We start from the raw sequence: 18,637 nt of genomic DNA on the forward strand, positions 1-18,637 counted from the left end.
ATCCGTTCAAGAGGCCGGTGCGGGCGCATGTCCGAAATGATCCTTGTGCACGGCTGCGCTGCGCGCTGTAGCGCTTGAAATGACGTCGCGTTTGACCAATTCGGCCAAGTGCTGATCCAGCGTTTGCATGCCAATCGCCTGACTGGTCTGGAGGGTCGAATACATCTGGGCCACTTTGCCTTCCCTGATCAGGTTGCGGATGGCCGGGGTGCCGAGCATGATCTCATGCGCAGCCACTCGTCCAGTGCCTTCCCTGGTTTTGAGCAAAGTCTGGCAAATGACCGCGCGCAGGGATTCGGACAGCATCGCCCGGATCATGCCCTTCTCTTCGGCTGGAAACACATCGATAATCCGGTCGACCGTTTTGGCCGCTGAACTGGTATGCAGGCTCGCAAGCACCAGATGACCGGTTTCTGCAGCAGTCAGGGCCAGGCGGATGGTCTCCAGGTCGCGCATTTCACCTACCAGAATGATATCCGGGTCTTCCCGCAACGCCGCGCGCAGGGCATTGCTGAAACTATGCGTGTCCCGGCCAATTTCGCGTTGATTGATCAGACATTTTTTGCTCTGGTGGACGAATTCAATGGGATCTTCCAAGGTCAGAATATGGCCATGCTGTGTGTCGTTGATCGCGTCAACCAGGGCCGCAAGCATGGTCGATTTGCCAGAACCGGTCGGACCCGTGACGAGCACAATGCCACGTGTCTGCTGCGCAATTTCGGCCAGGATGCCAGGTGCGCCGAGCGCTTCGAGCGTGGGAACCTGGTCAGGTATCGCGCGTATGACCGCCGCCGCGCCCCGGCTGGTATGGAAAGCATTGACCCGGAAGCGCGCCAGATCGGGAATTGCGAAGGAAAAGTCACATTCCAGTGAATCGGCATACTGCTTGCGCTGTCCGTCGTTCATGATGCCGGATACCATGGCGTGCACGGCCGTGGGTGCCATGGCTGGCAGATTGACACGCCGGATTTCGCCGTATAGCCGGATCATGGGCGGCATGCCCGCGGATAAATGCAGATCGGATGCGTTATTCTTGACCGCAAAGGAGAGTAACTCTACTATGTTCATAAGCAATGCCCGTGGCACCCGCTGGCAGAGAGTGCGGATTGATCAATAAGGTTTTCTGGCCCGGCGCACGAACCAGCTCGATTTGAAACGGAACAAATCGATTAAAATTGAGCTTCTTTTCAGAAGAGAAACCGCCGCTTCCCGCCGTGATGTTTGCGTTATCTTGTATGCCTCTGGACCATTTTCAGTTTCGGTGTGGTGCATGCCATGCGCTTTGCGCGGCATGCATCTGCTGAAGATTGTAGAGAGGCGTATTATTCTATGTTTATTCAACTTATTATCTAGTAAACCATGACCACGATTGCTTCACGCCTGGAAACTGTCAAAGCCCGCATCATCGATGCTGCCAACAAAGCCGGACGCGACCCAGCCACCATCCAGTTGCTCGCGGCCAGCAAAACCAATCCCCCAGAAAATCTGCGAGAGGCCTGGGAGGCCGGACAAACCGTGTTCGGGGAGAATTATCTGCAGGAGGGGCTGATGAAAGTCCGCGCACTGGCAGATCTGCCGATAGAATGGCATTTCATCGGGCCGATTCAGAGCAACAAGACCAAGCCGATCGCCGAGAATTTCGCCTGGGTGCACGGCATCGACCGGGAAAAAATCGCCACCCGCCTGGCGTCGGCCAGGCCTGAATCATTGCCGCCGTTGCAGGTGTGTGTACAGGTCAATGTGAGTGGGGAAATCACCAAAAGTGGCGTGGATCCGGACAAGGTGCTGGAGCTGGCGTCGTTTGTCAGGGATTTGCCGCGCCTGAAACTGCGCGGCCTGATGGCTGTTCCCGAACTGACGGCTGTCACGGCGCTGCAGCGGGAGCAGTTTCAAATGCTGCGGGAGATTTTTGAGCAACTGCAGCAGCAGGGATTCGATATCGACACCCTGTCGATGGGCATGTCGGAGGATTTGGAGAACGCGATTGCCGAAGGCGCGACCATCGTCAGAATCGGCACATCGATTTTTGGGCCGCGGCGCTATGCTATTCCTGAAGAGCTGGGTTCCCGGCAGTAGTCAGCGAGCGGTATTTCTCCTGTAGTTGTGCCTGGCTCTCGGTTCTGTCCGGATCGATTATGATGCAGCTGACCGGACAGACTTCCACACACTGCGGCGTGTCGTAGTGACCGACGCATTCGGTGCAGTGGTCAGGGTTGATCTCGTAAATTTCCTCGCCCTGGGAAATGGCCTGGTTGGGACACTCCGGCTCACATACATCGCAATTGATGCATTCATCGGTAATAATTAATGCCATTTTTTCCTCTTAAATTGTCATCTTTTTTTGTATAACTGTTCGGCAACGAGCGGGTGCACGAATTTGCTCGCATCCCCGCCCAGGCGAGCGATCTCGCGCACAATCGTCGCGGAAATGAACATATACTGCTCGGAAGGCGTCAGGAAGATTGTTTCCACATCAGGGTATAGCCTCCGATTCATGCCCGCCAGCTGAAATTCGTATTCAAAATCGGAAACCGCTCGCAGGCCACGCATAATGATGCGGGCCTGTTGCTGGCGTGAAAACTCCATCAACAGACCAGAAAAGCCCATTATCTTGACGTTAGGGTAATCCGCGAGAACAGCCCTGGCCATTGCCACGCGCTCATCCAGCGAGAAAAAAGTCGATTTGCCGCTGTCTGCCGCGACGGCCACCACCACCTCGTCAAACAGTTTCGAGGCGCGATGCACCAGATCCTCATGCCCGCGTGTGATGGGGTCAAAGGTACCGGGGTAAATGGCTTTATCCATTCTGCCTTAAACGCAATAAATAATAATGCACCTTGCTTGCCCGGCCTTGTTTCCATATCGACCAGCTATCATCCGGACAGAACGGCGCACCGCATTCCACATAAACCACAGCGTGATCCGCTAGGCGGGGTGGCAGCAATGCCAGCGCTTCGGACAGCAAGCCGGATGCGAATGGCGGATCGAGAAAGACCACATCATATTGCTTATTATCCGAACGCAGGAATGCCTGCGCATCCCTCTGTTCGAGCCTGATTTGCGAGGCACGCAACTGGTCGATTGCCGCGCGCAGGTCGTGGATCAGTTGTCTGTCGCGCTCGACCATCACTACCTGCTCGGCCCCGCGTGACGCAGCTTCAAAACCGAGTGCGCCGCTGCCGGCAAAAAGATCCAGACAGGTTTTTCCGCTTAAATCCTGACCCAGCCAGTTGAACAGCGTTTCTCGCACCCGGTCCGGGGTCGGCCGCAGCTGGGCACAGTCGGCAAACCGAATCAGACGGCTGCGCCATGCCCCGCCTATGACGCGGACTCTACCTGTTCTGGATATCGAAGCAGTCCGTGTCAATCCGCAACCCCTACCACTACAGTGACCATGCCGGCCGGGTCGATGCGCCGTTGGAAGGCATCCTTGATCTGTGCCCGCGTGACTTTTTCCACGGCCTTGACATAGTCTTCCAGGTAGGTTAGCGGCAATTGATAAAAGCCAATCATGCCCAGATAGCCAAGTATCTTGCGGTTGCTGTCGATGCGAAGCGGAAATCCGCCGACGAGATTTTGCTGGGCAGCCTGCAATTCCTGTTTGGTGGGGCCCTGTTCAACAAACTCCCGCAGTACCTGCCGGGTCAGCTGCAATGCCTGCTCGGCCTGCTCCTTTTTGGTCTGCAGGCTGATCTCGAATGGCCCTTGTTCCTTGAAGGGCGAGAATGCGCTGCGTACGCCATAAGCCAGCCCGCGGGCCTGCCGGATCTCCTCCATCAGACGGGAAACGAACCCGCCGCCGCCGAGGATGTAGTTGCCAACCAGCAGCGGGAAATAATCGGGATCATCGCGGGTCAATCCGGGGTAGGCCAGCTGGATATGGCTTTGGGTGGCCGGATGATCGATTTTCTGCGTCCGCGGTGCCGGTGCCGTGACGGGCGGCAGCCTGGCGGGTGCTTTGCCGGCTGGTAGATCCTTGGTCAGCGATTCCGCAATCCGGCCCGCTGCGTCGCGCTGGATATCGCCGATGATCGCGATCACCGCCTGACTGGCCGTATAGCGGTGCCGGTAGAAATCGGCCAAATCCTGGCGGGTGAGCGCAGCCAGCGTCTCCGGCTCGCCGGATTCCCGCAGACCATAGGGATGGGTGCCATAGAGCATTTGCATCAAGGCTCTGTCGGCAATCACTTCCGGCTTGGTGTCCGCTTCTCTGAGTGCGGCGATCAGGCGTGTGCGCTCCCGGTCCACGACCGGTTCAGGAAATTCAGGATGCTGCACGGCCCGTGCCAGCACGTCCAGGGCCTGGTCTCGTTCAGCTTGGCTGCTCAGGGTGCGCAACGACAGGCCGGCCCGGTCGCGGTCAAACTGGCTGCCGAGCTGCGCGCCGACATCGGCCAGCGTCTCCGCGATCCGGTCTTCCGGCATGCCGCCTGCGCCCAGGGTCAGCAGACGCTGGGTCAGCAAGGCACGGCCGGAGGTGGCGGGCGTATCGGTGCTGCTGCCTGCCGAAAAGTCGATGCTGATATCGAGTATCGGCAAATCGTGGTTTTCGACAAAATAGACGCGCACGCCATTTGCCGTTTGCCAGTGCTGGATCGGCAGGAATGCCAGCGCGCCCTGGGCATATAGCCCGATCCACAGAATCACCACAAGCTGAAGAAATCGCATAAATCCTCTTGCTGTTTTTGTTGAATAGGTTCTTGCCGCCCTCATTGCAGCGATGCCAGATCACGCGCCATCTGCTGGCTAGATTGGGAACCGGCCTGCAAGTGACCGCCGGTCCGGACAGCCTGCGGCTTTTATCTTATCCTTTGTTGGGCGAATTATCCAAATATAGATCATGCGGCGGGTGAAAAAGTTTAGCAGCTGTTTGGCGATACTGGATTCAGGTTATTACGCAGCAGCATGATTTGTGTCAATACGCACTGCTATTTCTAAAACCATGGGCAATCTTTTCTGCTACCTGCCTGGAGGCACCCAGCTCAAGGCCTGCTTGACATTGGATTGCCTCGCTGCGCTCGTATGACAAATAGTTAAGAAGCTCGTTTAACGTGGGTCAAGACGACCCAATACCCTCCTTTACTTCAAAAGCCCTAGCAGAATATATCCAACGCTATATTCGTTATAAGTATTACCCACAAATTTTCCTGAAGAGCCGATTATTTTTACTGTGCAAATTAATCCGTCTCAAAGTGGAGACAAATTAATTTGTTATGAAATAGTTACTTACTCTCTAATCTTGAATAGCTGTCGCAAATTGGCGATATATTCTGCTTTGCGCTTATCCAGGGAATTTGCTAACACCTTGATTGCAAGTCAATTAAATATAATGGCATAGTATTTGCTTATATAAAATTCAATTAGAAATACTTTATAAATTAGACAGACTAAAAAGAAAATAAAAATCTTGATGAAATTGTAATTTTCATCAAGAACAATTCGACTGCATTGCTTTGAAGCCGATTTAGTTTTATCTGCATACGCCTCTTTCCCGTCACGGCTGAATAGCCCCATGACATTAAAATTTGACCGCGAAATGCCGAATACCGCTATTACAGAAATAAATGCTTGGCATCTACTGTTCCGATCAATCATTTCTCACGAATAGGCCACTAAACCAGAAACAGAGGAAACAAAATGATCTTTATTACATTCTTGAAGTTATTCCTAGGCATATCCCCTAAGCGACACTTATTGACTTTTCCTGGAAAATTTTTATTATGCTGTACGCTATTTTGCGTCAGCAGCGTGCAGGCAGGACCACCGGAAGGAAAAGGTTGGAGACGCAATCTGGATACGCAAGCCCCGACGGTCTCTATCACCAGTCCTACCTCGGGCACCACCTACACCACGGCACAGACCGTAACCATCAGCGCTTCGGCCTCCGACAACGTCGGAGTAAGCAAGGTGGAGTTCTACCTGAACGGCGCACTCCATAGCACTGACACCAGCCCACCCTACAACGCTAGCTGGCCGATCACTAGTACTAACAACGGCAGCCATACCTGGAGCGCCAGGGCGTATGACGCCGCCGGCAACAACGCGGCTTCTACAACCGTGAGCTTGACAGTCAATATCACCAGCAGCGACAGCACGGACACTACCCCGCCAACGGTGACGATTACCAGCCCGGCTTCGGGCACCACCTACACCACGGCACAGACCGTAACCATCAGCGCCTCGGCTTCCGACGACGTCGGTGTGAGCAAGGTGGAGTTTTATCAAAACGGTGTGCTGCGCAGCACCCATAGCAGCGCCCCTTACAGCGTCGGCTGGTCAATTTCCAGTGCCCAAAATGGCACTCACTCCTGGACCGCCAAGGCTTTTGATGCTGCGGGCAATACCAATACCTCCACCGCCGTGAGCCTGACGGTGAACATCGCTGACAGCAATGATACCGACAACACCAAGCAGGAGTCTGGTGCGCACCTCTGGTCACGAATGTTCGGCACTTCAGGGGTCGACCGTGCCAATGGCATCACTGTGGCTAACAATGGCGATGTCGTCATAACCGGTTATTACGCCAACAGCGCTAGCTTCGGCGGCGGAACGCTCCCCTGTGCCAGCACGCGCAACATGGTGGTCGCGCGCTATAACCCCGATGGCATGCACATCTGGTCCGCTTGCGTCGATCGGGGCACAGGTTCCGTCACGCCTTTCGCGGTTGCCATTGATGCCAGTGACAACGTCATCGTGACCGGATCCTTTTCTGGAACCGTCCCGTTTGGCAGCCAATCTGTGACCAGCTCGGGCAACAGCGATGTCTTCATTGCCAAGTATTCGGTCAGTGGCAAGCTAGTGTGGGTGCAAAAGGCTGGCGGGGCCAATGCCGACGCCGGCTATGGCATTGCGGTCGGTAGCGCCCAAGATATTATCGTCACCGGTTATCAGAACAACCCTGATGTCATTTTCCTCAGTAAGTACGCGCCGACCGGCACGCTCAAGTGGTCAAAACAGTTTAGCGGCCAAGGTAACAATGTTGGCCGGGATGTTGCTATCGACGGGCAGGGCAACATCCTGATCACTGGCACTTTCTACGGAACGATCCAATTGGAAGGCTCAAGTGTGAACCTGACCAGTTCTAGCAGTTGGAATCCAGAAGTGCTGCTGGCAAAGTTCGATGCGGCCGGCAAGCTGGTCTGGGCACGTGGAATCGGCGACGTCGGCGAGGAACAGAGTTGGGGAATCGCGGTGGATCAATCCACTGGCGACAGCGTTATCACTGGCTATTTCTTTGAAACGTCCGATTTCGGTGGCGGTGCGGTTACTACCGACCGATATTCGATGTTCCTGGCAAAGTACAATGTGAGCGGCAAGCATCTCTGGTCCAACGTTTTCATCGGTGAGGGCAGGAATTTCGGACTCGATGTGGCGATCGACCAAAGCACTGGCGATGTGCTGATGGCGGGAACGTTCCGAAATAGCAGCAGCTTCGGCGGATCGACGCTGACCAGCCAAGGGGCCGCCGATCTCATAATTGCCCGATACAAAGGAGATACCGGCGACCATCTCTGGTCGAAAGCGCTGGGCGGCCCCAGCGCTGATGGGCTAGGCGCCGTTAGCCTCAGTGAAAGTGGACAGCTTTATGCTACCGGCTATTTCACCGGCGAAATCAATTTCGGCGGAGCAAAGTTGACTGGTGATAGCGTTTACGGCGATATTTTCCTAGTGCGCCTTGCGCCATAGCTTCATAACGCCCGTCTCTCCTCAAGCCGCATCAGGCTAGCTATTAGCCTAATGCGGCTTTTCGTTGGCAGGTACAATGCAGCGAAGAATTGTACTACGTCAAAAACTGATAACCAGCACGGTGCCGTGGCGAACTACACCCCGCATGCACCCAGATCAGGTGCTCCCACAGGCTTGGAGAAGTTGAGCGTGTCCGGGCGCGAATGGTTGAACATGTCTAAGGCGGTAATACAGTACTCGATATTGTAATTCTCCACCGTGGCGCCTGTGCAGACGCTGTTTTCGCTACAGCAGTGATGCAGCAGCAAAGTGGCCGCCTTGCCGCAATTGCCGCCTTCCGCCAGCGAGGCAGCCACGTTCAGGGAAGCGGCCGTGCATTGGCGGACGAGTTGGGTCGACTGACTGTCTGGAACACGGGCATCCGGGCACAGTGCCGCGAGTGCGGATGTCTCATGGCCCAGCTCGACGGTATCCAACGACATACCACAGACCTCCAGGGCCGGTTGCAGATAGCCCGCCGTCAGCGCGGGGCGGCTCGCCCAGAAAGATGGTGACCGCGTTAGGCAGCCTTGCTTAATCCTGGCAGGGGGGGGCGCAGCCATTCGGTGGCACTGATCGGCTGGCAGGATAGCACTGTCGCTCGCCAGTATCGATACGGTTTCGGCTAGGTATCCGGGTGATAATACGTCATCTGCAATCGCGGACGGCATCCCCCCGAGCAGCGACCAGAAGCTACCGATAACAGCGGTGGCGAGCTTGGATCGAATGGGTGATAGTGTCTTGTGATTCATGGCTTGCTCCTCGTGTTGGTGCATCAAATGGCATCGCCAGAAAGGTTAATAAAAAACCCGCCGAAAGGAAGCTTCGGCGGGTCTGGCTTTGTTACTCTTCAGCAAGGGCGGAGCTTGTAAGCTGCCCCGCCCTTTCCTCAAACATCAGACTATACTTCTAGTCTTGTCCGGGGCTGACCACGATGCCGTTGTTACGCGAATCTTGACAGGCTCTTGGCATGGCTCGGCCAACGGGGAAGTCGAAGCTCAACGTATCAGGATCCGTGTTGTTGAAAAAATCCAGCGCCGTGATACAAGACTCGACACTGTGGTCTCCAACCGTGTCACCCGTGCAGATGCTTTCCCCACCGCAGCAGGCGGAGAAGGTCGCATCAATATTCGGGAAGTCACTGTTGCAGTTCCCACCCAGATCCTGCGAGGCTGCGATGTTAAGCGCGGCTGAGGTACACTGACGAACCAGCTGCGTCAACTGCGGACCCAGTATGCGCCCGTCTCGACCGGTCGAGCACATGGCCTCGATCGCCGAATGACCGTTGCCGGCATTGACGTTGTTGAGGGTGGTGCCGCATACCTCGAGATCAAGGTACTTGGCAGTGACGTCTGGATGCGTACCCCAGAAGCCCGGTGTCCGAGTTAGACAGCCTTCCTCTTGCGGTGTGAATGGGCAATCTGCTGTAGCATCGCCGGTAATATAAGCGCCCGAAATAGCATCTTGGCAGGTCACCGACACAAAATTGCAGGAGTCGGTCGTGATGGTCGCGCCACCCGTTAGTACTTGCTGCCCACCTACATCCAACGCAAACGGTGCATCCGGCATGAGTGTCTGATCGATGCTGTCGCCACTTGGCGGACACAAGCCGCCCGTGCGCAGGGTATCAGTCGCCACGCAGTTCACCAGATCCACTTCGCCGGTATTGGTCGCGGTGACCGTGAAGGTGGCTTCGTTGGTGTCCGAATGCACTTCACAGAGCTTGGCAACCTCGAGATCGGGTGCCACGCAATTGACGGTCGAGAGATCATAGACCTGGATGCGGTCATCATCCGCGCAATCGAGCAGTGATTCGACGTTTCGGGTGCAGCAAGCCAAGTCGACTCGGCCGCCCGGCACTTCATTAGCCTCAAGGTCGTCGTTACACTCTACTTGATTGGCTGCGGGGATATCACGCGGCTCCCCGGGTGCGAGCGTGCCGACCAAAATGGGAGCAGGGGTCACATCCGGATTGGAATCCTGCAATACACAAGCAAACAATGGAGCGGTACCGGGGTTGTTAGCCTGGTACTTCCACTGGCACAAATTGCCTTCCACGGTGGTTGGGCCGTCGGTGCCGTCCTCATCGGCTCTGACCAGCACTTCGTCATTGAAGCCAGCCGGGACACCATCCACACAAGCTACCGCCCGGTCAACCAACAGGTCGGCTACTAAGCAGGAGAAAGTGGCCGTATCGAAGGCGGTCAGCAGCGGATCACCCGGACGAGCGATGCCACCGCAGGTGTTGCAGGTCACGGTCGCGGTATTCGGCTCATTCTCTTCCCACTCCGAGCAGAGAGCGCTAGCTGTACCGGCAATCAACTCAGAGGTAGAACCTGCAGGAATCGTACCTGGATCTGCAGGATCGCCAAACGGCATTCCGCCCACTGAGTTAACGTCAGTCAGCACGCACTGACCCGCATCCAAGTTGCCTTCGTTGCTGACCTGATACCTGACCAGGATTTGGTCATTGCTCAGCCCCTGGCAACCGTTGGTTGTGTCCTCGTTGGCGTTCACTAGACCTTGATCGACCCAGGTGATACCACCGTCACAGGAAATCTGTTTGTCGACGCGCACGTCACAGCGGCCGGGGAAGGTGTAAACCGTCGAGCCTTCCGCACCGCCGGTGACGGCTGGCCCAGGGTTCACTAAACTAACCGCTTCCAGATCATTGCTACCGGTCTGGGCCCGCTGGAAGAAGGTACCGTCCGCAGGATTAAGCACCGGCGTTACCGCTTTCGCGCGAAAGGTCGCCAGGTTGATGGCCGCGCCAGCGGGAATCACGATGTCACTGCCGACCGAGATTATCACCCTGTTAGGATTACCGCCGTCTTCAGCGCAGGTAACATCAGGCTGGTTGGCTACACATCCCGTCATACCCACCGGCACGAATTCCAGGGTCCCCGGAAGCTCGGTAGTACACGTTGAGCTATCACACGCCAGCAATACTGTGGTCGCCCCACCGGCCTTATAGGTAGCCGGCACGTCATCATCACCATCTTCACCGGTCTCTGAGCTGGCGTTAGTGATCCGGATACGGATATCTACCAACTGATCTTGTTCGAGCGAATTATCCGAGGGAATAATGGAAGCAGCACCACTTGCCTGAACAGCAAGAGCGTTATGAGAAAAGCCGAGACCAAGCACCAGCGCGACCATGCCTATTAGGCTTGCCCCCGTCACTGCTTGAGCTCGCTTCGTACACGAATTCAAATTGTCATTATTCATGATTTGTTTCTCCGTTATATAACTTCCTCAAGAGTGCGCCAGGCTCCCCTTGCGGGAATTCCTTCGCAACTCCGCTGAATCACAATCTGTAGTGGGCAAATAACAAACTGTGATTTTTCTGCTAGGTAACCTGGCAATCTTGCAACAAGACCCGTGGCTTTCCGACCCCACATCACTGCGGGTGTAGCATTGTCTAGCACTTCAAAACAACCTTTCAAATAACCAGAATTAAAAGGCTCCTGCCTCTACCCCACTTCTGCGCATATAAACCCAACGAGAAAGGAAAAACAATTAACAGAACCTTAACAGTAAAAATAATTTTTTATCGAGCATCGCCTGATGCTGATTTCAGTATTCAGCAGCTGTCAATTTGGCGAAAAATACCGGGAGAGAGTAAAGGACGAACCTTTTGTAACCACATCGTCTCTTTGATGTGGTTCAATAGAATTGATCAACCCAGTTGAGGGATGATTTGTCTTAATGGAGATTGCAAGCCACGCCCACCGCCAGTTGTTAGAAAGCAATGGCTTTACTGGCAGCATGAGTTGCAAGGGAATTGCTGTGACAACGGTGTGATGGACAGTTTCTTTGCAAGCTTAGAGCAAGAACGGGTGCAATGGCATCGCTATTAGACTCAATATGGGGCGCAACAGGATAACCAGATCAAATCTTTAATGAGCGTTCCAAGTTGTCAAAAGGCAGGTTGATGAATGGGGGCATAACTCCTAAGCTGCCTGCTGGCGCAGCGCGCCAGCAGGCAGTAGGACAGATTAAGCTTCCGTGCCTATTGGACACCTCTAAATTCATTCAATGTCACTCGACCATTAATGAAGCAAGCAGTTTTTCGATCTCCTCCTTAAAAATAGTATAAGGATGGGCGCCCCGAATGATATACGTATCCTTTACTTGGTTACCATCACTGATGCCCAGTATAAACGAGGGTGTTCCGCGAATACCCAGTTTGCCGCCTTCCTCCATGTCTTGGCGCACCGCCGCAGCGTACTTGCCACTATCTAGGCACCCCTGAAATTGCTCGGTGTCGATGCCAATGGCCTCGGCATGCTCAGGCAATTTGTCGGTGCTTAAACCTCTTTGATTGGTGAACAGTTGGTCATGCATCTCCCAATACTTGCCTTGCTCACCGGCACAGCGGGCCGCTTCAGCGATCTTGACCGCCTGGGGATGGATTGACTCGATGGGGAAATCCCGAAACACATAACGCACTTTATCAGTTTCTACGTACTCCTTAACAATCTGGGGGGTAGTCTGTTGTGCATGACGGTTACAAAAAGGGCACTGGTAATCGGAGAATTCGATAAGAGTCAAGGGCGCGTCATCCAGCCCCAGCGGCGAGATGCTGCCAATCATGACGACTTTGTCAATTTTTTCTACTGCCGCTGGCGGAGCTGGCGGCGCGGGGCGTGCGGCCAGTAATTTTTTAATCTCTTCTAGATCCTTGCTTATCCTTTCTTGACCTTGTTTAAGTACCTGAATATCATCTATTTTTTTTCCTATCATTTGCTGCTCTTGCTTGAGTGCTTGAATCTCTTGGTTCAGCGCTGAACCTTGGTCACCGCACCCGCTAATCGCTGGAATCAAGAGAACGGCCATGAGCATTCGTGTATTTAATTTCATAAAAACCTCCTCAGGTTAGCTTTACTCATTAGAGTTGTTAAATTCACTTGCCTTACGCTGATGCTCCACACCATCCAGGTAGTAACCAAACCCTTTGGTGGTGATAATCCATCGTGGATTGCATGGATCCGGTTCTACCTTCTTGCGCAAGCGATAGATGTACTGTTGCACATGGTTCTCACCAGCAATCGGATTGTAAGGCCAGATGAGAGCCAATAATTCCTCATCGGAGAAAACACGCCTGGGATTTGAAACCAGAAGGTAAAGTAATTCATATTCTTTATGGGTTAGATTCAGTGGTTTTCCTTCTAAATAGATTTGCCGGGAATCATCGTCAATACGGAAATACGCATAGCTATCACTAGCGCCCGCCTCTGGTTTACAGGATTTGCGGCGCTCTTTTTGCCGACGTTCTATCAGAGGATAAGCCTTCTTCAAAAGTTGTTCGGTTCTGAGCGACTCTAGAATCTGCTGGATGCGGATGCGAACTTCCCCCGCTCGAATCGGCTTAAACATAAAATCATCAACGATACCCCTCATGGATCTCATCATTCTCTCGCTCTCAACACGCTCACTCAACAAGCAGATTATGGGTACCCCTGTCTTTGAGCGTATTAGCTGAAGCGCTTGTCTGCCGATGATGCGTGATGGATCAAGATTGCGGCCTGGGCTGGGCGACGAGTCTAGATCAATGAGGACAATCGCAGGCAAAACATCCTTAATTATTGCCAATGAGGAATCCGAGCCATTAGTCACCACTGAAAAACCTTGCTCCCTCAACATGACGCTATACAACTGTCTGTCAGACGGATCATTGCACAATACAAGCACTGTTCTAGATTTTTCCATGGCATTCTTCCGCTCTGCTCACCCTGATAATTCACCTTCAGGTACAGCTTCCACATATCACTATAGATAAACTCCAGTGCCAGACTCCGTTCTAAACCAAACCAACGGAAACCTTGACCGTGCGCTTTTCCCCGATTCACAGCAACCGCTTGCGGTGGGGGGGATTACCGTGGGCATTGATCTAATAGACCCACATCAAATAACAGTGCTCTTGCTGCCAAGCAATTTCGTCAACACCGATTGCAATGGCATTTGATAAATCCTGGTGTTTCCTCCCCCAACAACATCGGCTAACAGTTTATAACCCCTCAATCGGAGCTATTTTTTCTGTGCTGTTTCCATCAGCTTGAACGCAATGGTTAATGTTGTTGTCCTGCTGCCGCAGTTTTTGGTTCTGGCTGTCCTCAGCCTGAGGGTGGCAAATACTGATTCAACCGGATTGGTCGTTCTGATATGCTGCCAGTTTTCTGCAGGATAATCGTAGAAAGCCAGCATGGAATCCTTATCCTTTGCCAGACATGCCATCGCCTTGGGATATTTCGGGCTGAAACGTTCAATGCGGTGATCGAATGCTGCATAAGCTTGTTCCCGTGTTTCCGCCTGCCAGATATTATGCAGAGCTTCCTTGACCTTGGGCTGCATGGTCTGGGGCCAGCATTTGGCAACGGCTTGTGTGATTGCTTTCATGATAGATTCTTCGGTTTTCTTTGACTCATGCAACTCGGGTGATCCGAGCGGATGCTAGAAAGGCTTTCTTGAATGAGCCTTTGTTTGGCTTCGATCTTAATCGTTCATGAAAAATTAAGGCCAATATCCCATATAGAATAAGCAGATCCTATTCCCCATTTGGGGAATGCTGGCAGGGCGGTCAGAGAGGGGATGGAGGTTGGCTGCTGATAATCGTTCGATGGCGCTTTGCGCAAATGGGAATGGCGGGCAGTGCTATGGCAGGCGCTGGATCGCGTTGCTCAGCATGCCGATATATCTAGCTGCGAGCTCGCTGCGCTTTTGCGTGCCGAGTTTGGCAAAAATATTTTTCAGATGTTTTTTGATTGTTTCTGGACTAAGAACAAGCTGCTTGGCGATTTCCTTGTTGGTCCATCCTTGTGCCACCAGGGCGGCAATTGCTTGTTCGCGCGTTGTGAGCCTGGGGGCATGCGCTGTTGCCTGGTGGGCACGCTGGTATTCCTCGGAAAAAAGCGCAAATATCTGGCTGATGACCAAATGGGGCAGCCAGAGCTCGCCGTTGTGCACAACGCGCAGTGCTTTTCGATAAAGCTCAAGGCTGGCGTTGCGCGGGAGCAGGCCGCAGATTTTGAATTCGACAATGGGGTGGACGAGATCCGGGATCGGGGGATTTTCCAGTAGGACAATGCTGGCCGGCCTGAAAGGGGGGGGGCTGGCGGAAGAAAGATAAAATTCGTAAATAGCTGAATATAATTTTACTTTGCCCCCTGTTAATGCCCCTAAAAGAAAACCCTCGCCTGGATATTCCAGGCGAGGGTCGGTTTGGTGCGCTTCGTTTAAGGCGGATTGCTAGCGCGAATCCACTTTATGGGTTATTACTTAAAGTTGCCGTGGTTGTCGATCGGACAGGCATTTTCTTCCCCGATCAGGTCCGGATCGAAGTGGAAGCCCGGGATCAGGCTGGTCAGGTACGCGCCCGTGGCGTTGAAAGCATTCATGGCGAACGGAGTGGACCCGCCGAAGCTGAAGGTCCCCAAGGGAGCGCCGCTATACGTGGGCTGATTGCCAAGGACTCCGAACCGCTCCGCTAGCGAACCGCCCTGCCCGAGTTGGGGATCGGCGTGGAGGCCGCTCATCGTCGAGAAGAAACCGAGCACATCGCTACCGGCAACGAAGCCCAGGAAGACGGTTTGATTCCAGTAGTCAGTTCGCTCCCTATTGATGAGATCCCATGCGGCATCCTGCGCGTTGCCCCAGTAGCCAGGCGAGCACCACGCGCCCTCGGTCTCGAACGGCTGGCAGCCATGGCTGACGACGAGCTGGACATTACCCCTGGCGGTCCCCTCGTACTCGGCGGTCACCGCTGGCGGGCCGATCAGCAGGCTCGCGTTGTAGTACTGACTTGCGTACTTGAACGTTCCGCCCACTTTGATCATGTCGACCGTCCCATCCGGAAGATTGAGCTTTGCCGACGTGGCGCCGTTCGCGGTCAGGACCCACACGAGATATCCCTGGCCGGTCTCATATGGCTGATCAGGCCCGTTCCAGTCGGCGAACTGGCCGGTGCCACCGTCGTTGGCGTCGTTCTGCCCGGTCAGACCGCAACGCTCATCATTGAGGTTGTAGGTGGTCCCGTCATAGAAGAAGCCCTGACCGGTGTAGGTGACGGTGGTGCCGGCCCAAGCCGCCGGCGCCAACGCCATAAAGCCTACCGCGATGATCAGCGCGAGCAATTGTTTGCATTGTGTAATTGCTTTCATGATAAGTTCTCCGGTTGTCTTTAGCTCATGCCGCTCGGATGATTCGAGCGGCTGCTCGAAAGGCTTTCTTAAACGAGCTTGTGTGCGTTCTCGATGCCCTTCCACACGATTCAATGTCCATACCCAGATTACTTCACGAGCTTTCATGACAGACTGTGCGTTCGCTACCCTAAACCCGCTGTCAATCCCTAGCACGTCAGCCGCGCGGTGATTCTGAACCATGCTCCATACCGCTTTGTTCGGCTTTGATCTCGATCGCCCATGAAAAGGTAGAAACAATATCCCATAGAGAAAAAGCAGATTCTATTCCCCATTTGGGGAATGCTGGCAGAGAGGGCAGAGAGGGCAGAGAGGGAATGGGGACTGGCTGCTGATTATCGTCCGATGGCGCTGTGCGCAAATGGGAATGACGGGCAGTGCTATGGTAGGCGCTGGATCGCGTTGCCCAGCATGCCGACGTATCTGGATGCGAGCTCGCTGCGCTTTTGCGTGCCGAGTTTGGCAAAAATATTTTTCATATGTTTTTTGATTGTTTCTGGACTAAGATCAAACTGCTTGGCGATTTCCTTGTTGGTCCATCCTTGTGCCACCAGGGCGGCAATGGCCTGTTCGCGCGTTGTGAGCCGGGGGGCATGCGCTGTTGCCTGGTGGGCACGTTGGTATTCCTCGGAAAAAAGCGCAAATATCTGGCTGATGACCAAATGGGGCAGCCAGAGCTCGCCGTTGTGCACAACGCGCAGCGCTTTTCGATAAAGCTCGGGGCTGGCCTCGCGCGGGAGCAGGCCGCAGATCTTGAATTCGACAATGTGGTGGACGAGATTCGGGATCGGGGAGGGGTCTAATAGGATAATCCTGACGGCCGGGTAGTGGTGGCGAACGGTCTGCAGCAGGCTGATCATCCTGTGTGCGGGGGTGATGGTATCCAGCAGGATCAGGCCGGGTGGCGGCTGGGCGGGCGGATCGGATGCAGGCGCGGGATCGGCCAGCCATTCAATGATGATCCGCTCAGCGGGATCATGCTGGCAGCTGGCCTGAAAGGCTTCGAACAAGCGCCGGGATTTTGAAATGATCAACAAGCGGATGGGCGCATGCTTGGCTGCCAGGGGCAGGGCGGGCAGGGGTGAGGCGGGCGGATGCTGTGAGGGCAGCTGCTGCGGCTGGCTGTGTTTGGGTGTACGGGAAGCATGCCGCCGGTCGGCCAGGCGCCGTTCATACCGGCGCCGCTCATGACCGGGCTGTTGCCTGCTTGTCTCGGGATCCAGTTTAGGTGGATTGGGGCAGAAATGGACACTGTCTGCCAGCGCATCGACCGTAAAAGGCTCGGGCGGCGGCATGGTGTCATCCATGCAAACAATGGGCACGTTTGAACTGGCATGTTTTATCTGCGCCAGGTAATGCTGGAAGGATGCGCACGCCTCCTTGCAATTCAACAGCACAATCAATGCCAGGTGCTCGATGCGCCACTGGGCGGATTCGGTGAGGGACGACTGGATAAAAGTGCGGTAGCCTTTTGTGTTGAATTGCTGGGCGAGTTGGCTGGCGGCGTGACTGTCTGCCGAGAAGATCACGATCTGGTTTCTGCGCTGAGTGGCGTTTTCTGGCATGCAGCACTCCCGTTGCTGATTGGCGGCACGAAACCAAGTAACAATAGTTTTATCCAATCCCGGCCCAAGGCGGGGTTACAATCCTTTTTCCTTGCAGGATAGGTGAGAATCAAGATGATTTCAAGCGGCGAGCGATGTATCCGGAGTCTTGCGGAGTGATGGTGGGATGGAATTAGCCTCTTTTGCTGTGGTGGCGGGATTGGCGCTGATGGTTTGGAGCGCAGACCGATTCATCGAGGGGGCCGTGGCCGTGGCCCATCACTCCGGCATGCCGCCGCTGCTGATCGGCATGGTGGTTGTTGGTTTTGGGACCTCGGCGCCGGAGCTGGTTGTCTCGGTCCTGGCGGCGGTCCAGGAAAATCCCGGCATTGCGCTTGGCAATGCCTATGGCTCGAATATTGCGAATATCGCGCTGATTCTGGGTGTGACCGCCTTGATCAGCCCGATTCATGTCCACTCGCAAGTTTTGCGCAAGGAGCTGCCGCTACTCACCTGCGCGACCGCCCTGGCGGCTTGGCAGATGGGGGACGGTTTTATTTCCCGTTTGGATGCCGTGCTGCTGCTGGTGGTGTTCGTTGCTCTGATGGGCTGGACGATTTGGCAGGGCCTGCGCACACAGGCCGATAGGCTGGGAGATGAGATCGAACTGGAGCTGGAGAGCCGCATCATGCCGCTGCGCCGGGCCATGTTGAGGTTGCTTGTCGGTCTGGTGCTGCTGATGATGAGCTCGCGCATGCTGGTATGGGGCGCAGTTGCAATCGCTCATGGTCTGGGGGTGAGCGATCTGATCATCGGTTTGACGATTGTGGCGCTGGGCACTTCGCTGCCGGAGCTGGCCACATCGGTGATAGCGGCGCGCAGGGGTGAGCATGACATTGCAATAGGCAATGTGATCGGTTCCAATCTGTTCAATACGCTCGCTGTCGTGGGACTGGCCGCGATGATTCATCCCGTGGAAACCGGGCCAGAGATCTTTTACCGGGATATGATGGTGATGTCTGTGCTGACCGTCTCGTTGTTTATCATCGGCTATGGGTTTGGTCGGCCGGGACGCATTAACCGGCTTGAGGGCGGAATTTTGCTATCCTGTTATGTGGGCTATGTAGCCTTTCTGGCGAGCGGCGTCATCAGCTGATAGGATGACGGGTA

16 protein-coding genes, 1 pseudogene and 1 riboswitch are annotated in these 18,637 nt (G+C 54.6%); of the genes and pseudogenes, 3 read left to right on the top strand and 14 right to left on the bottom strand.

Annotated elements, in window-relative coordinates:
- Positions 1-6: 6 nt before the first annotated feature.
- Both ABTW62_RS05975 and ABTW62_RS05980 read right to left on the bottom strand, forming a co-directional pair.
- Complete coding sequence (locus ABTW62_RS05975; RefSeq protein WP_430903679.1) at positions 7-1,068, bottom strand: type IV pilus twitching motility protein PilT; 1,062 nt, start codon at positions 1,066-1,068, stop codon at positions 7-9.
- A 42-nt stretch (positions 1,069-1,110) separates the two neighbouring features.
- Positions 1,111-1,293 carry a hypothetical protein gene (locus ABTW62_RS05980; RefSeq protein WP_430903680.1) on the bottom strand — a complete coding sequence of 61 codons (183 nt, stop codon included), beginning with the start codon at positions 1,291-1,293 and terminating at the stop codon, positions 1,111-1,113.
- A 66-nt stretch (positions 1,294-1,359) separates the two neighbouring features.
- Between ABTW62_RS05980 and ABTW62_RS05985 the strand changes: the two genes are divergently transcribed.
- Positions 1,360-2,076 carry a YggS family pyridoxal phosphate-dependent enzyme gene (locus ABTW62_RS05985; RefSeq protein ID WP_430903681.1) on the top strand — a complete coding sequence of 239 codons (717 nt, stop codon included), beginning with the start codon at positions 1,360-1,362 and terminating at the stop codon, positions 2,074-2,076.
- Here the strand turns inward: ABTW62_RS05985 and ABTW62_RS05990 are convergent.
- From ABTW62_RS05990 to ABTW62_RS06005, 4 genes are read right to left on the bottom strand one after another with little or no spacing between them, the layout of a single operon-like run.
- Positions 2,045-2,314 carry a YfhL family 4Fe-4S dicluster ferredoxin gene (locus ABTW62_RS05990; RefSeq protein ID WP_430903682.1) on the bottom strand — a complete coding sequence of 90 codons (270 nt, stop codon included), beginning with the start codon at positions 2,312-2,314 and terminating at the stop codon, positions 2,045-2,047. The two genes, ABTW62_RS05985 and ABTW62_RS05990, sit on opposite strands and share 32 nt — an antisense overlap.
- A 17-nt stretch (positions 2,315-2,331) precedes the next feature.
- Entirely contained in the window at positions 2,332-2,805 is a 474-nt protein-coding gene (gene coaD / locus ABTW62_RS05995) for a pantetheine-phosphate adenylyltransferase (RefSeq protein ID WP_430903683.1), read from the bottom strand.
- On the bottom strand, positions 2,798-3,367 hold the full coding sequence (gene rsmD, locus ABTW62_RS06000; RefSeq protein ID WP_430903684.1) for a 16S rRNA (guanine(966)-N(2))-methyltransferase RsmD: 570 nt from the start codon (positions 3,365-3,367) through the stop codon (positions 2,798-2,800). Before rsmD ends, coaD begins: the two co-directional genes overlap by 8 nt.
- Positions 3,364-4,668: a M16 family metallopeptidase gene (locus ABTW62_RS06005; RefSeq protein ID WP_430903685.1), complete on the bottom strand. Its 1,305-nt coding sequence runs from the start codon at positions 4,666-4,668 to the stop codon at positions 3,364-3,366. The genes rsmD and ABTW62_RS06005 overlap by 4 nt, the downstream gene beginning before the upstream one ends.
- Positions 4,669-5,637: 969 nt before the next feature.
- Between ABTW62_RS06005 and ABTW62_RS06010 the strand changes: the two genes are divergently transcribed.
- On the top strand, positions 5,638-7,686 hold the full coding sequence (locus ABTW62_RS06010) for an Ig-like domain-containing protein (protein WP_430903686.1): 2,049 nt from the start codon (positions 5,638-5,640) through the stop codon (positions 7,684-7,686).
- Positions 7,687-7,820: 134 nt separating this feature from the next.
- On the opposite strand, the gene ABTW62_RS06015 is transcribed toward ABTW62_RS06010, so the two are convergent.
- The 8 genes and pseudogenes from ABTW62_RS06015 to ABTW62_RS06050 all read right to left on the bottom strand — a co-directional run bounded on the left by ABTW62_RS06015 (position 7,821) and on the right by ABTW62_RS06050 (position 17,488).
- Entirely contained in the window at positions 7,821-8,477 is a 657-nt protein-coding gene (locus tag ABTW62_RS06015) for a hypothetical protein (protein WP_430903687.1), read from the bottom strand.
- A gap of 157 nt (positions 8,478-8,634) precedes the next feature.
- On the bottom strand, positions 8,635-10,938 hold the full coding sequence (locus ABTW62_RS06020) for a hypothetical protein (protein WP_430903688.1): 2,304 nt from the start codon (positions 10,936-10,938) through the stop codon (positions 8,635-8,637).
- Between the two features lie 136 nt (positions 10,939-11,074).
- Positions 11,075-11,151, bottom strand: a riboswitch (cyclic di-GMP riboswitch).
- Positions 11,152-11,766: 615 nt separating this feature from the next.
- The gene (locus tag ABTW62_RS06025; protein WP_430903689.1) at positions 11,767-12,588 is read right to left on the bottom strand and encodes a DsbA family protein; all 822 of its coding nucleotides are present in this window, start codon (positions 12,586-12,588) and stop codon (positions 11,767-11,769) included.
- Between the two features lie 21 nt (positions 12,589-12,609).
- Entirely contained in the window at positions 12,610-13,437 is an 828-nt protein-coding gene (locus ABTW62_RS06030) for a response regulator transcription factor (RefSeq protein ID WP_430903690.1), read from the bottom strand.
- A 321-nt stretch (positions 13,438-13,758) separates the two neighbouring features.
- Positions 13,759-14,109 (bottom strand): annotated as a pseudogene (locus ABTW62_RS06035) (transposase); the annotation flags it as partial.
- A gap of 270 nt (positions 14,110-14,379) precedes the next feature.
- Positions 14,380-14,691, bottom strand: a complete 312-nt coding sequence (locus tag ABTW62_RS06040; protein ID WP_430903691.1) for a response regulator transcription factor — start codon at positions 14,689-14,691, stop codon at positions 14,380-14,382.
- 308 nt (positions 14,692-14,999) lie between these two features.
- The gene (locus ABTW62_RS06045) at positions 15,000-15,884 is read right to left on the bottom strand and encodes a hypothetical protein (RefSeq protein ID WP_430903692.1); all 885 of its coding nucleotides are present in this window, start codon (positions 15,882-15,884) and stop codon (positions 15,000-15,002) included.
- A gap of 419 nt (positions 15,885-16,303) precedes the next feature.
- Positions 16,304-17,488: a helix-turn-helix transcriptional regulator gene (locus tag ABTW62_RS06050; protein ID WP_430903693.1), complete on the bottom strand. Its 1,185-nt coding sequence runs from the start codon at positions 17,486-17,488 to the stop codon at positions 16,304-16,306.
- 166 nt (positions 17,489-17,654) lie between these two features.
- Here ABTW62_RS06050 and ABTW62_RS06055 point away from each other — a divergent pair, with 166 nt between their 5' ends.
- A complete protein-coding gene (locus tag ABTW62_RS06055; RefSeq protein ID WP_430903694.1) occupies positions 17,655-18,623 on the top strand; it encodes a calcium/sodium antiporter in 969 nt (322 codons plus the stop codon).
- Positions 18,624-18,637 lie beyond the last annotated feature (14 nt).

The sequence above is a fragment of the Nitrosomonas sp. ANs5 genome (assembly GCF_050584665.1).
In the GTDB taxonomy this organism is placed as follows: Bacteria; Pseudomonadota; Gammaproteobacteria; order Burkholderiales; family Nitrosomonadaceae; genus Nitrosomonas.

Excerpts from the sequence above, each read along its gene's own strand:
- ABTW62_RS06045 (WP_430903692.1), bottom strand. The coding sequence starts at position 15,884 with ATGAAAGCAATTACACAATGCAAACAATTGCTCGCGCTGATCATCGCG.
- ABTW62_RS05985 (WP_430903681.1), top strand. The coding sequence starts at position 1,360 with ATGACCACGATTGCTTCACGCCTGGAAACTGTCAAAGCCCGCATCATC.
- ABTW62_RS06005 (WP_430903685.1), bottom strand. The coding sequence starts at position 4,668 with ATGCGATTTCTTCAGCTTGTGGTGATTCTGTGGATCGGGCTATATGCC.
- ABTW62_RS06015 (WP_430903687.1), bottom strand. The coding sequence starts at position 8,477 with ATGAATCACAAGACACTATCACCCATTCGATCCAAGCTCGCCACCGCT.
- ABTW62_RS06010 (WP_430903686.1), top strand. The coding sequence starts at position 5,638 with ATGATCTTTATTACATTCTTGAAGTTATTCCTAGGCATATCCCCTAAG.
- ABTW62_RS05980 (WP_430903680.1), bottom strand. The coding sequence starts at position 1,293 with ATGCCGCGCAAAGCGCATGGCATGCACCACACCGAAACTGAAAATGGT.
- ABTW62_RS06025 (WP_430903689.1), bottom strand. The coding sequence starts at position 12,588 with ATGAAATTAAATACACGAATGCTCATGGCCGTTCTCTTGATTCCAGCG.
- ABTW62_RS05975 (WP_430903679.1), bottom strand. The coding sequence starts at position 1,068 with ATGAACATAGTAGAGTTACTCTCCTTTGCGGTCAAGAATAACGCATCC.
- coaD (WP_430903683.1), bottom strand. The coding sequence starts at position 2,805 with ATGGATAAAGCCATTTACCCCGGTACCTTTGACCCCATCACACGCGGG.
- ABTW62_RS06030 (WP_430903690.1), bottom strand. The coding sequence starts at position 13,437 with ATGGAAAAATCTAGAACAGTGCTTGTATTGTGCAATGATCCGTCTGAC.
- ABTW62_RS06055 (WP_430903694.1), top strand. The coding sequence starts at position 17,655 with ATGGAATTAGCCTCTTTTGCTGTGGTGGCGGGATTGGCGCTGATGGTT.
- ABTW62_RS05990 (WP_430903682.1), bottom strand. The coding sequence starts at position 2,314 with ATGGCATTAATTATTACCGATGAATGCATCAATTGCGATGTATGTGAG.
- ABTW62_RS06050 (WP_430903693.1), bottom strand. The coding sequence starts at position 17,488 with ATGCCAGAAAACGCCACTCAGCGCAGAAACCAGATCGTGATCTTCTCG.